The sequence below is a fragment of the Mammaliicoccus sp. K-M42 genome (genome assembly GCF_022386375.1).
In the GTDB taxonomy this organism is placed as follows: Bacteria; Bacillota; Bacilli; order Staphylococcales; family Staphylococcaceae; genus Mammaliicoccus; species Mammaliicoccus fleurettii.
Genome location: NZ_JAJNIS010000020.1, coordinates 25,151 through 37,587, shown reverse-complemented (window position 1 = coordinate 37,587; position 12,437 = coordinate 25,151). Strand labels below are relative to the sequence as shown.

General features: G+C 30.8%; 14 protein-coding genes. 3 read left to right on the top strand and 11 right to left on the bottom strand.

The genetic code is table 11. The features are described 5' to 3' along the window. Nucleotides 1-368: 368 nt before the first annotated feature. The 5 genes from LQ668_RS09990 to map all read right to left on the bottom strand — a co-directional run bounded on the left by LQ668_RS09990 (nucleotide 369) and on the right by map (nucleotide 4,113). Nucleotides 369-998 carry a response regulator transcription factor gene (locus tag LQ668_RS09990; protein WP_078358502.1) on the bottom strand — a complete coding sequence of 210 codons (630 nt, stop codon included), beginning with the start codon at nucleotides 996-998 and terminating at the stop codon, nucleotides 369-371. Then, nucleotides 988-2,031: a sensor histidine kinase gene (locus LQ668_RS09985; protein ID WP_078358501.1), complete on the bottom strand. Its 1,044-nt coding sequence runs from the start codon at nucleotides 2,029-2,031 to the stop codon at nucleotides 988-990. The genes LQ668_RS09990 and LQ668_RS09985 overlap by 11 nt, the downstream gene beginning before the upstream one ends. Then, a complete protein-coding gene (liaF, locus tag LQ668_RS09980; RefSeq protein ID WP_078358500.1) occupies nucleotides 2,028-2,738 on the bottom strand; it encodes a cell wall-active antibiotics response protein LiaF in 711 nt (236 codons plus the stop codon). The genes LQ668_RS09985 and liaF overlap by 4 nt, the downstream gene beginning before the upstream one ends. Before the next feature lie 15 nt (nucleotides 2,739-2,753). Continuing rightward, a complete protein-coding gene (locus tag LQ668_RS09975; protein ID WP_078358499.1) occupies nucleotides 2,754-3,143 on the bottom strand; it encodes a hypothetical protein in 390 nt (129 codons plus the stop codon). Between the two features lie 214 nt (nucleotides 3,144-3,357). Then, nucleotides 3,358-4,113 (bottom strand): type I methionyl aminopeptidase, encoded by a 756-nt coding sequence (gene map, locus LQ668_RS09970; RefSeq protein ID WP_078358498.1) that lies wholly within the window; start codon nucleotides 4,111-4,113, stop codon nucleotides 3,358-3,360. Between the two features lie 98 nt (nucleotides 4,114-4,211). On the opposite strand from map, the gene LQ668_RS09965 reads away from it, so the two are divergent. Then, on the top strand, nucleotides 4,212-5,207 hold the full coding sequence (locus tag LQ668_RS09965) for an FUSC family protein (protein ID WP_078358497.1): 996 nt from the start codon (nucleotides 4,212-4,214) through the stop codon (nucleotides 5,205-5,207). A 110-nt stretch (nucleotides 5,208-5,317) separates the two neighbouring features. Here the strand turns inward: LQ668_RS09965 and gatD are convergent, their stop codons facing one another. Continuing rightward, nucleotides 5,318-6,040, bottom strand: coding sequence for a lipid II isoglutaminyl synthase subunit GatD (gatD, locus tag LQ668_RS09960; RefSeq protein WP_078358496.1), 723 nt, complete (start codon nucleotides 6,038-6,040; stop codon nucleotides 5,318-5,320). Beyond that, nucleotides 6,040-7,350 carry a lipid II isoglutaminyl synthase subunit MurT gene (gene murT, locus LQ668_RS09955; protein WP_078358495.1) on the bottom strand — a complete coding sequence of 437 codons (1,311 nt, stop codon included), beginning with the start codon at nucleotides 7,348-7,350 and terminating at the stop codon, nucleotides 6,040-6,042. The genes gatD and murT overlap by 1 nt, the downstream gene beginning before the upstream one ends. A gap of 147 nt (nucleotides 7,351-7,497) precedes the next feature. Here murT and LQ668_RS09950 point away from each other — a divergent pair, with 147 nt between their 5' ends. Together LQ668_RS09950 and LQ668_RS09945 are read left to right on the top strand one after the other, a co-directional pair. Further along, a complete protein-coding gene (locus LQ668_RS09950; protein WP_078358494.1) occupies nucleotides 7,498-8,004 on the top strand; it encodes a ferritin in 507 nt (168 codons plus the stop codon). A gap of 466 nt (nucleotides 8,005-8,470) precedes the next feature. Beyond that, nucleotides 8,471-9,025 carry a 3'-5' exonuclease gene (locus tag LQ668_RS09945; protein WP_078358260.1) on the top strand — a complete coding sequence of 185 codons (555 nt, stop codon included), beginning with the start codon at nucleotides 8,471-8,473 and terminating at the stop codon, nucleotides 9,023-9,025. Nucleotides 9,026-9,069: 44 nt separating this feature from the next. Here LQ668_RS09945 and LQ668_RS09940 read toward each other — a convergent pair whose 3' ends face one another. From LQ668_RS09940 to LQ668_RS09925, 4 genes are all read right to left on the bottom strand, one after another. After that, nucleotides 9,070-9,285, bottom strand: coding sequence for a hypothetical protein (locus LQ668_RS09940; protein ID WP_078358259.1), 216 nt, complete (start codon nucleotides 9,283-9,285; stop codon nucleotides 9,070-9,072). A gap of 118 nt (nucleotides 9,286-9,403) precedes the next feature. Next, nucleotides 9,404-10,471 carry a DNA polymerase IV gene (gene dinB / locus LQ668_RS09935; RefSeq protein ID WP_078358257.1) on the bottom strand — a complete coding sequence of 356 codons (1,068 nt, stop codon included), beginning with the start codon at nucleotides 10,469-10,471 and terminating at the stop codon, nucleotides 9,404-9,406. A gap of 69 nt (nucleotides 10,472-10,540) precedes the next feature. Continuing rightward, nucleotides 10,541-11,086: a DUF3267 domain-containing protein gene (locus LQ668_RS09930; RefSeq protein WP_107509763.1), complete on the bottom strand. Its 546-nt coding sequence runs from the start codon at nucleotides 11,084-11,086 to the stop codon at nucleotides 10,541-10,543. A gap of 99 nt (nucleotides 11,087-11,185) precedes the next feature. Then, entirely contained in the window at nucleotides 11,186-12,322 is a 1,137-nt protein-coding gene (locus LQ668_RS09925) for a PQQ-dependent sugar dehydrogenase (RefSeq protein WP_107509762.1), read from the bottom strand. Between the last annotated feature and the right edge of the window lie 115 nt (nucleotides 12,323-12,437).

Sequence of the window (12,437 nt, the reverse complement as noted above, 5' to 3'; positions counted from 1 at the left end):
TGGATACCCATGCTCACACAAGTTAAAAGATGTGTAACTATGGATACTCATGTTTACACAAGTCAAAAGAAGTGTAACTATGGATACCCATATTCACACAAGTCAAAAGAAGTGTAACTATGGATACCCATGCTCACACAAGTTAAAAGATGTGTAACTATGGATACTCATGTTTACACAAGTCAAAAGAAGTGTAACTATGGATACCCATGCTTACACAAGTCAAAAGAAGTGTAACTATAGATACCCATATTCACACAAGTCAAAAGAAGTGTAAAAACTTATACAAGAAAAAGAGCAGAAATTCAATTTTAACAATGAATTTCTGCTCTTTTAAATATATAGTATATTTGTCCAGCCTATGTTTCCTATGATATTAAGTTATGTTGAAATGCATAAATAACAGCTTGGGTTCTATCTTGAACTTCTAACTTACTAAGTATATTACTTACATGTGTTTTTACTGTTTTAATTGTAATATGAGATGCACTTGCTATTTCTTGATTTGAATACCCTTTTGCAATTAATAGCAAGATTTCCATTTCACGCTCAGTAAGCATTTCAAATAATTCTGCTTTTTGGTTCATTCTATTACGCATTTTCACTAAAACTTCTGGTTCAAATACTGATTCTTTGTTGTATGTTTTACGTATTGCATTTGCAATGTCATCTGCAGAAGTTGTCTTTAATATATAACTATCTACACCTGCATCTAAAGCTTGGTACACTTCACTATCTTCAATGAAACTAGTTAGCATAACAATTTTAACTCTTGGTTGGTTTTTCTTTATATGTTCTGTAGCTTCAATACCATTCATATCATCCATTACTAAATCCATTAAAATAACATCGGGTTCGAGTTGTTCGGCTTTTTCAATGCCTTCTCTACCAGAAGCAGCTTCCCCTATGACTGATATATCTTCTTGAGTAGATAAATAACTGGAAATACCTATACGAACCATCTCATGATCATCTACGAATAATACTTTAATTGTCATACTGTTCCTCCTTATTATTTGGTACCTTAACTTCAATACGTGTTCCCGATTTAGGCATTGAAATAATATTTAGAGTTGCTCCAATTTCTAATGCGCGTTCGTTCATTGTATTTAGACCATAACTTTGTGAATCTCTATTCGACGTATCAAATCCTATTCCGTCATCTTGTATACGTAATATAACATAATCACTCGTTTCAATTAACTCGATTGAGACTTTTGAACCTTTAGAATGACGCAATGTATTTGAAATTGCTTCTTGTGTAATTCTGAAAAGATGGTCTTCTGTACCTTTTGCAATATCTATATCTTCTATGTCATAGACAACTTTCATAGGGATTTTTTGTTTTAAGTCTATTACTAAATCTTTTATTCCTTCACCTAATGATTTATTTTTAAGTCCTAATGGTCTTAAGTGTAATAATAAGGCTCTCATCTCTAATTGAGAATCTTGTATCATTTTTTCTAATAAATCAACTTGTTTGGAAAGTGGTTCATCAAGATTTGAAGATTTAATAGCAGAAAGCATCATACTAGCAGCAAATAATTGCTGACTCACTGAATCATGTAACTCTCTTGCTAATCGTTGTCTTTCATCTTCTATAATTTTTTTTACGACTGAGTCTTTCATTTGATACGATTCATTTATAATTTTTTGTGACTTCAATCTCAAAGTATAAAGCTCTTCATGCAGTGGTATCAAAGTGTGGTAAATTTCCAATGTTTCTTGGTGTAAATCTATTTCATGATTATTTACGCCTAATATTTCACCTTGTATTGATCTTTCTATTTGTTCTTTTATCCAATGATGTTGCTGATTAATTTTATAAGCTACAGCTGAACCTATAATAATACATAACAGGATGACAACTATATTTATAAATAAAAATGCAGGTACACCTAAAATTTGTGTGTAAAATATACCTTGAAAATATATGATATTAATAAATATACGATCTAAGAAAAATAATATACCGACAATTGTATATATAAGAATGAGCATTGACCCAATTATTCTAGTGTAGTTATTCATCGGAATATCACCTCAACATCACCCATAAATGTTGAGAAGAAAATATTAACTTTAAAAGTATTTTTATGACTGTTTTCTTCGTAATGCACAGTCTCATTTCTTACTCTATAAACTTGATCATTCATATACAACCTGCTGAATAATGCTGTTATATGGACATTCACATGATAATTATAAGGTACAATTATTTGTGTCTTACCAATATATTGTCTTACAACAATTACATTATTCTCGGATAAATTAGCAGCTAATGATAAATCTAATTCTATATCTCCAATTGCTTGTTGAATTTGTATATCTTCCCATTTATAAATGTAGTGAGGTGTTTTTTGTGGTGAAAACCATCTCTGTTTTATAAATGATTCATTTATATTTTCATTGGATGTATTTTCTACATGTTCCACTTTTAGCGGTTTTTTTCGATATATAATATATCTTACTACTAAAAAAATGAGTGATAAAAATAAAATGGCAAGCATATATGGATTAGAAAGTAAGGCATAAATTAATAATATAGCGCCAATCCAAAATATAATTAATCCTCGTAATTTATGAAAATATAAATAACCTACATAAATAAAAATAATCCCCATTACTACGACAAGTAATAATCCTATTTTTTCAAAGAAAATATAGTAAATGTTCGACAACAGAATTAATACAGTGAGTATAATTAACAATTCTGTTGATATAAATTTATTCTTCAACTTACCACCCCAATCTTAGAGAAGTGAATTCATTTGTGTAAGCATAGAACGTTCTGCAATCGTATTAGCTATTTGGTCTAAAGTACATTTAATTGCTTCTTCTATTTTAGCTAATTCACTTTCTAACATGTTAATTTGTTTTTGCAAAAATTGTAAATCATAGTCTTCAAGTTTTTTAGCACAAGTAATTTTAAAGTCTTCTATTTTATCCATATACTTATTGTCTAATTCTAAAGTATAATTATCAATTAATTTACTTAATTGACATTTTTTCTGTTCTAAATAACTTATATATTGCTTCATAGCTTTTATTTTAACATCTAAATGCTTAGCGCATGTATCTAAACTTTCATAATAAGAAACAAGAATGAGTTGTTTTAATTGGTTTGAAACAACATTAAACATAGAATCACCTACTTCTGTCAGATTAAACTCTATTATAAAATGTTATTCAATATTTCAAAATGGACCTAGGGACGAAATTACAATCGGTCCTTAGTCTTAGAAAAGAGATTATGACAGAAATCTAATTTCATAAAAAAGATTTCGTCGTCCCAGTCATCTACTGCCAATATATTAATTAGAGGCTGAGACAAATTAATTGTCCCAGCCTCTAATATTAATCTTCTAGTTTAGTTAATAATAATGGACCATCTTTAGTAACGACAATTGTGTGCTCAATTTGAGCTACATAACTTTTATCTTTCGTTTCAAATGCCCAATCATTTTTTCCATCACTTACAATTGTTGCATTAGAAGATATAAAAGGCTCTACTGCAAGAACCATTCCTTCTTTTAGTAATTGTTTTTCTAATGGGTCAAAATAATTCATGACGTGTTGTGGTGAGTCATGTAAAGATAAACCTACACCATGTCCAGTTAAGTTTTTGATGACTTTTAAGCCATGTTTACGTGCTGTAGAATTAACCGCTCTACCAATTTGAGATAACTTAGAACCAGGTTTAACTTTTTTCATAGCTTCTTCAAACGCCATTGCAGCTACATCAACAACTAATTGTTTCTTAGGATCATCCGCTTCACCTACAACAAATGAGATGCCTGTATCAGCATAGTAACCATTCTTACGTGCTGATACATCGATGTTAACTAAATCACCTTCTTGTATTACACGTTTACCTGGAATACCATGTGCTACCTCTTCGTTTACGCTTATACATGTATACCCTGGAAAATCATATTCTGCAATAGGAGCTGATTCAGCTTCTAATTCTTCAAATCTTTCCTTTGCAATGTTATCTATTTCTTTAGTAGTTATGCCGGGTTTAGTTGCTGCTTTCAACTCATCACGAATTATTGCACATATTTTGCCTATTTCTTTTAGGCCTTCAAGTTCTTCATTGTTTTGAATTATCATTTAAATCCCGTTCTTTCTTTTTAAAATTTTTTTGTCGTTTTTAATTATATCAGAAAATGCATGTTATACTATAAAAAAATGATTTCGGAGTTTTGTGTATGAAGGAAAATTGGTTATCTCGAATTATCGGTGCAAGAATTATTAAAACAGGATTGGCTACATTTTTAACTGCATTAATTTGTATGTCTTTAAGTTTAAACCCTATATTTGCTGTAATTACTTCTATCGTAACAATAGAACCTACAGCTAAAGCTTCTTTAAAAAAAGCTTATGTACGTTTTCCCGCTTCTATACTTGGTGCATTCATTGCTGTCATTAGTACATATTTCTTTGGTGAATCGCCTTTAAGTTATTCATTAGCAGCTACTGTAACTATTTTAATATGCTATCAACTTAAATTAATGGATGGTATGTTAGTGGCTGCTATTACTGCAGTTGCTATGGTACCTGTTATTCATGAAGCATTTGTTTATAACTTTGTTTCTCGATTAGCAACTACCACTATTGGGCTTGCTACTGCAGGTATCGTTAATTTTATTATTTTACCTCCTAAATATATTTATCAAATTGAAAGTATTAATAGTGAAATGGATAATAAAATATTAAAGATATACATAAACAGACTTAAAGAACTTTTACTTGGTGAATATGAATCTGCTACTTCTATGAAAAATATGACAACGTTGCAACAGTCAGCTACTAAAATTGAACAGCTCATTAAATATCAAAAAGAAGAATATGATTATCATCGAACAAAGAAAGAATCAAAATCGCACATAAGAAAAGTTGAAATGAAATATCATACAAATCGTTTACTTAATGCACATTTATTAAATTTAATTTATTTACCTGAGAACACTCATATTATTTTTACAGAAAAAGAGCGTATAGCACTCTCGAATTTCTTAAAATCGTATGAACACCTAGAATCAACCAATGAATTTATGAAACAGAAAAAAGCAGCATCAACACTTAAAAATAGTGTGAAAGGTCTTGATGAATTTGACGAAAATCAAATTAAAAGTCATGTCATTTATGAGCTATTGATGATCAATAAAATATTGAATGATAGATATTCTAAAATATCTAAATAATATTCAAAATACACTCTAATGAATTTGTTTACTAATCTTAATCATTAGAAATATAAACAACCTCCCAATCATCTCGATTGGGAGGTTGTTTATATTATGTTCTACTTCTGCTATTTAGCTTTCAACAACCTTTTAATGATAGCTTGTTTAGCAGCTTCTTCAACAGTATTGTCTAATTGTTCAGGTTTAAACTCTAGTCCTTTACGAATACATGCTTGTTTTAATAAGTAATCTGTAATTTCATGGTTCTTTGGTAAAATCGGCCCATGTAAATATGTACCTAATAGATTTTTATAGTGAATGCCTTCACGTTTGTCATTATCATTATTTCCAAATCCATCAACTACTCTACCTAATGTTGGATATTCGTGATATGTTCTTCCACCATGATTTTCAAATCCTACGATTTGTCCAAACGTTTCTGATTCAATTACAATATCTCCTATTAAACGATCTTTCTTAGATTCTGTGTATATATCAAGAATATTTAATCCTTCTAATCTTGTACCGTCTGGTGTTACATATTCTGAACCTAAAAATTGATAACCTCCACAAATCGTTAAAGTTGGCATACCGTCTTCTATAGCATTTTTAAGTTGTGTTTTAATTTTCTTTAATTGTTCTGTAGCAAGACTTTGCTCTCTATCGCTACCTCCACCAATAAAGAAGATATCACAATCATCTAAGTTCAAATTCTCAGTATCTGTTATATCTACTACTTGAACTTCAATATCGCGCCATTTTGCACGTTGTTTAAGTGCAATAATATTGCCTATATCTCCATATAAATTTAATTTATCCGGCATAAAATGAAATATCTTTATAGGTAACATTATGCTTCCTCCTTAAAGGATTTATTTAACGTCCTATGCATTGGTGCCAATGATGTATAGTTAGGTATCGCAACTGTAAATTGCGAATAAGTCATTGAAAGTTCAGTTGCTTTTTCTATTGAATTTTCAATTATAACGTCTGCATTGACTTCTGCATATTTTAATCTTAAAGCTAACTCTTCAGCTCTTTGTCCTGTGCAAATAATTGCTTTAATATTTTGTCTAGATAATTTTTCAAAATCAGCGTCATAAATCCAAGAAATATCTCTACCATCAGCGCCGTTATCATTTAAACTAATTAAATAAACTTTTTCACCGTCAACTTGCTCACCTACAGATAGACTAGCATTTAGTCCTGCTGGATTTTTAGCTAAGTTAATTAATGCTTCTTTTTTATTATTTCTATAATATTGCATACGACCATTATCTGATGTATAAGATTCAAACCCAGTTTTGATAGATTGATCATTAAGTCCTAATTCTCTTAATACTGTATAGGCAGCAATAACGTTAAACACATTGAAATCACCTGCTATTTTCATATCAAAATGTGCATCATTTAGACCAACATGTATAAAAGGTTCTTGTTTAAACGAAGTTACTTCATACTGAGGCGTTGCTCTGTTAAATCCACATTCACATGTATAATGACCTATTTGATTGTAATGGACATGACTATAATTTAATAAGCGTCCACAATTCGGGCAATATTTACTTTCAACCATCGTACTTTGCTCAAAGTCATGAATGCCCTTTTGCATGCCATAATAAACAATATCATCACTAGCTATTTTCAATCTACTAACAAAAGGATCATCTGCATTTAGTAATAATTTAATACCTTTATCTTTAATAGAATTAGCAATATTATCAACCATCGTATCAATCTCACCAAATCTATCCATTTGATCTCTAAAGAAGTTTGTTACAACCATCATTGTAGGTGTCATTTCTTTTAACACTCTTGGAATTGAACCTTCATCTATTTCAATTATTGCAATTTTAGTATTTTTATTAGATTGCACAATAAAACTTGAAGTAATACCCGCGGCCATATTGGCACCTTCAGTATTATGTATAATATCGATATTATTCTTCTTTAATGTATAACCGATTAAGTTAGAAGTTGTAGTCTTTCCGTTCGTACCACTGATCATCACGATTTCATCTACATCATTAGCTAACTTTCTTAAAATAAGTGGGTCTATTTTACGTGCTAATTGTCCCGGAAGATCCGTACCTTGTTTACCTACTTTTCTACTTGCATAACGCGCAAGTTTCGCTACATTTTTCGCAACATACTTCTTCATACGTTACCTCCTTATTCTGTCACATTATTATACCACGTTCAAAAGCTTTAAAAAAAGAGTTTCACTATGTTAATTCGTTGGTTTCCAATTGTTGTTATTGTATAATAAAGATGTAATAGATTTTCATTATAGAAGGGAAGATATTTTATGTTATCAAAAAATATTCTAGATGCTTTAAACAATCAATTAAATCATGAATTTTACGCAGCACATGCATATATGGCAATGGCAGCTTATTGTGCAGACAAGAGTTACGATGGATTTGCAAACTTCTATATTCAACAAGCTAAAGAAGAACGTTTCCATGGCATGAAAATATATAACTATATTAATGATCGTGGTGAAAAAGCTATCTTCACATCATTAGATGCTCCAAAAACAGAATTCAATTCTTTATTAGAAACATTTAAAGATGGTTTAGCACAAGAACAAGATGTAACACGTCGTTTCTATAATTTATCTGAAATTGCTAAAGATGAAAAAGACTTTGCTACAATTTCATTCTTAAATTGGTTCTTAGATGAACAAGTTGAAGAAGAATCAATGTTTGAAACGCATATTGATTACTTAGAAAGAATTCAAGAAGACAACAACGCACTATTTATATATGAAAAAGAACTAGCATCACGTAGCTTTGATGAAGGCTCTGAATAAAATTGATTATTTAGAATTATATAACCTAGCTAGGACAAATTAATTGTCCTAGCTAGGTTTTTGTGTGGAAAATGAGGGTGGAGTTGGTTGTGAGGGTTGGTTGCGGGGCTTGGTTGTGGGGCTTACTGGCAGTATTCCGAATTGTGCTCCTTAGAATGCGCTAACTAGCAGAATTCCGAATTGTGCTCCTTAGAAAGTTCTAACTGGCAGAATTCTGAATTGTGCTCCTTAGATTGCGCTAACTGGCAGTATTCTGAATTGTGCTCCTTAGACATTACCTCTTACGGACATTTCTCAGAATTTTGTCCCTTACACTACCTCTTACGGACATTTCTCGGAATTATGTCCCTTACACACACTCACTTACGGTCATTCAATCAACTTTTAACACCTTATATTTATAATTCATCATGATTTACTTTATGTCCTTATATGATTATAATTACGTTCTAAAGGAAGTGATGAAATGTCTTCATTCGTAGCACTAGATTTTGAAACTGCTAACGGTAGTCCCGAAAGTATATGTTCTGTAGGGATGGTTAAAGTAGTTGATCATCAAATTACGGAAAATTTTTATACTTTAGTGAATCCTGAAGATTATTTTTCTAGTATGAATATTAAAATTCATAAAATCAAACCTTCAGACGTAACTAATTCACCTACATTTGATATTGTCTTTCCATATATGATGGACTTTATCGGTGATTTACCAGTCGTTGCTCATAATGCTAAATTTGATATGAATGTATTGTTTAAATCACTCATGAAACTTGATATTGAGATTCCTGATTTAACTTATTTTTGTTCATGTATATTAGCAAGAAAAACTATAAACAACCCCCGATATGGCTTGGCACCTATGATGTCGTACTATAATATTGATTTTAAAGGACATCACCATGCCTTAAATGATGCAAAAGCATGTGCGATCATAACGTACCGACTCTTAAAACATTACCCAGATTTAGATTCAGTCCTAAGTATATATGGCAAATCATTATCTGATAAAAAATATGTATAAAAAAACAGTGAAGAAATGTTATATTTCTTCACTGTTTTTCAATATTATTCTTTGTGTTGAAATTCTTTTTTTAAATCTCTTCTCAAGCTTGCTTTGTTAACAGGTCTTTCTAGTTTTTTATCTAACCAGAATAACAATATTGCAATTGCAACAATTCCTAGTAATTTTATTACATCAAATGTACCTGTATCAATGGAGCTTTTAATAAATAATATAATCAATAACACTGTAATCGCTATAATTGAAAATTTAAATTTCATATCAATCTCTACCTTCTTATTTGTAAGTATTAAATAATACCCTTTTTTCTTTTAAATGAAACTCGTTCATAACTTATATTAGAATACTAAGGATAAAATTAAATATCAAGTTAAGTGTTTATATGAAATCATATATCGTTAAATTACGGTAAGTTCTAGAAACTAAATTCCCAATGGATACACCAACTAAGCGGATAGCTATGTCGGTATCTTTAAGAGAATTATACAAATCATATGCGATATTATATATTTCCACTTCATCGTATACTGGTGTATTGCTACTAGTTTGTTTAGAAAGTGTTTCAAAGTCGTGTGTTTTTAACTTAACTGTAATTGTTCTTCCGGCTAATTCATGTCTATCTGCTCTATTAGCAACTTCTCCACTTAACTGACGTATAGTGTTTAATATGAAATCATCATCATTTTGGTCTGTTTCAAAGGTTGTTTCTCTTCCGATTGATTTCCTAATTCTTGTAGGTTTAACATGAGAGTGATCAATACCACGCACTTTATTATAAAAACTGACGCCTCTTTTTCCAAATAGCTGAATCATTTCCATTTGATTATATTGATATAAGTCTTTCCCAGTATGGATACCTTTTTCTTTCATTTTTTCTTCGGTTACTTTTCCAATACCTGCAAAATCTCCTATAGGTAATGACATCAATAAATCGTGTGCATTTTCATAATCTATGACTGTTCTTCCACTCGGTTTATTCATTCCACTGGCGAGTTTTGCTAAAAATTTATTATAAGATACACCTGCAGATGATGTAAGATGCGTCTTATCGTAAATATCTCTTTGGATATACTGTGCGATCATTGAAGCTGGTAAGTCTCTTCTAACGAGCTCTGTAACATCTAAATATGCTTCATCTAATGATAATGGCTCAACGATATCTGTATAACTCTTAAAGATAGCCATGATGTCATTCGAAACTTCTCTATAATGATTTAACCTTGGACGAACATAGTAACCATCAGGACATAGTTTATGTGCTTGAGCCATTGGCATTGCAGAATGTACACCAAATTTTCTAGCTTCATAACTAGCTGTTGAAACCACACCTCTACCAGAAGCTCGTCCACCTATAATGACTGGTTTACCTTTTAATGTTGGATTATCCCTCACTTCCACTTGAGCAAAGAAAGCATCCATATCGATATGAATTATTCGCCGTTCCATTGTATACACCTCTACAAAAAAATAGGAAGTTGGTTGCCCAAATTCCTATATATTATATCAAAATTTCTATTAACTTGTTGATTGTAAGTCTTTGTTCTCTGAAAATAGATTAATTCCTACTTCAGTATCTTCAACGTATTTCATCTGTTTATTACTATAAATAATTTGAACCATATAGAAATCCCCTATACAAGTTGCACCATGAAAAGAAAAGATATAAATGATAGAAGATACTTGTAGCCATAATAAAGAGACAAGTAAAGCTAAACTTATTATGACAAAAGGTGCTAGCAAAATAATATAAAACTGCTTCCTATTAAATATAGCATGAGGCATTGTCGCAAAAAACATACCATTCATATAACCATATTTAACTTTAGAAGAAGGATTAAATAATTTAAAGCAAATACCGTGAATCAATTCATGTACAAATACTAATACAATTAAACCAATTATCCCGGTTACGATATTCCTTAAAAACCCCTCATCATAAACATATACAACATTTGCTATAACTTTAAAACTAATTAGTATTAGTGAAAGAAATAGAACAAACTGTAATAACGCTAATCTTTTTAAAATAGAAACGTTGTTAATTAAGTCAATTTTAAGCATCTAACTCCCCCATGAAACCAATTCTTAATAATCTTTACATGCTTATTATAAAATATAAATGCCGTTATTACTAATCATTACACAATTTATGTCATTTTATTATTTCAATTGACTTAAAGATACTTTATACAATTTATCGTCATTACCTGAAGGGTTTCCTCTACCATCGGAATTATTACTAATGAAATATATTTCATTATTTACGATATAAACATCTCTAATTCTTCCATAATCAGAAGCAACTTTATTCATTTTGTTATTATTTATATCAAACTTCATTATACCTTCACCACGTAAAGCAGCAGAATAAATTATCCCATCATGATAAGCAAGACCTGATGGAGCCCAAGTATCATCTGATCCTGAAGTGAATAATGGAGATTCCATATTAGATTTTTCTTCATTACCTTCAATTACTGGCCATCCATAATTATGTCCTTTTGTAATTTCATTAATTTCATCATTCGCTTGATTACCATGTTCACTCGCATACATCTTATCATCTGAAGTCCAAACCATGCCTTGTGGATTCCTATGACCATAACTATAAACATAAGAATTAGAAAATGCATTATCACTTGGTTTACTACCATCAAGATTCAATCTTAAAATTTTTCCACCTAGTGAAATTTTATCTTGTGCATTTTGTTCATCAGAAGCATCACCGGTTGTTGCATATAACTTATTATCAGGTCCAATTTTCAGTCTTCCTCCATGATGATATTGACCACTTGGAATATCATCTAACAATAATGCTTCTTCATTCCATGTATCGCCGTCTAGTTTCAACTTTACGATGCGATTGAACTGTCCATCATTATTTTCATACGTATAATACGCGTAAGCTTCATTAGAATTCTCAAAATCTGGTGCAAGAACTAAACCTAATAGACCAGCCTCAGCAGCAGTTGATACATCTTCTTCTAAGTTCACTTTCTGTTCTATCTTCTTATCCCCTTTAATCTTAACAATCTTGCCAGGACGCTCAGTTAAATAAAAAGTATCACTAGTCTTCGCAATACTCCATGGCGTATCTAAGTTATCAACCACTGTTTCAACACCTTTAGTTTCCTTGCTATCTTTTTGATTATCCGATTCACCCTGTTGTTTAGTTGCATTATTTTGGGTTTGGTTTTTTGTTTCTTCAGTCTTCTCACTAGCATCTTTACTAGAATCACTACCACAAGCAGACAATAAAAAACAGACCGATATGGCACTCATTAATACGTTCTTCATAAACAACCCTCCTTAATTTATTTATACAGATGTATGCGCATTCATACAATAAAATAGCTCAAAAAGAAGAGGCAGAAACAAATTAATTGTCTCTGCCTCTTCTCATTATATTAGT

Coding starts and splice junctions, on each gene's coding strand:
- LQ668_RS09945 (WP_078358260.1), top strand. CDS start 8,471: ATGTCTTCATTCGTAGCACTAGATTTTGAAACTGCTAACGGTAGTCCC.
- dinB (WP_078358257.1), bottom strand. CDS start 10,471: ATGGAACGGCGAATAATTCATATCGATATGGATGCTTTCTTTGCTCAA.
- LQ668_RS09930 (WP_107509763.1), bottom strand. CDS start 11,086: ATGCTTAAAATTGACTTAATTAACAACGTTTCTATTTTAAAAAGATTA.
- map (WP_078358498.1), bottom strand. CDS start 4,113: ATGATAATTCAAAACAATGAAGAACTTGAAGGCCTAAAAGAAATAGGC.
- LQ668_RS09940 (WP_078358259.1), bottom strand. CDS start 9,285: ATGAAATTTAAATTTTCAATTATAGCGATTACAGTGTTATTGATTATA.
- gatD (WP_078358496.1), bottom strand. CDS start 6,040: ATGTTACCTATAAAGATATTTCATTTTATGCCGGATAAATTAAATTTA.
- LQ668_RS09965 (WP_078358497.1), top strand. CDS start 4,212: ATGAAGGAAAATTGGTTATCTCGAATTATCGGTGCAAGAATTATTAAA.
- murT (WP_078358495.1), bottom strand. CDS start 7,350: ATGAAGAAGTATGTTGCGAAAAATGTAGCGAAACTTGCGCGTTATGCA.
- LQ668_RS09950 (WP_078358494.1), top strand. CDS start 7,498: ATGTTATCAAAAAATATTCTAGATGCTTTAAACAATCAATTAAATCAT.
- LQ668_RS09990 (WP_078358502.1), bottom strand. CDS start 998: ATGACAATTAAAGTATTATTCGTAGATGATCATGAGATGGTTCGTATA.
- LQ668_RS09975 (WP_078358499.1), bottom strand. CDS start 3,143: ATGTTTAATGTTGTTTCAAACCAATTAAAACAACTCATTCTTGTTTCT.
- LQ668_RS09925 (WP_107509762.1), bottom strand. CDS start 12,322: ATGAAGAACGTATTAATGAGTGCCATATCGGTCTGTTTTTTATTGTCT.
- LQ668_RS09985 (WP_078358501.1), bottom strand. CDS start 2,031: ATGAATAACTACACTAGAATAATTGGGTCAATGCTCATTCTTATATAT.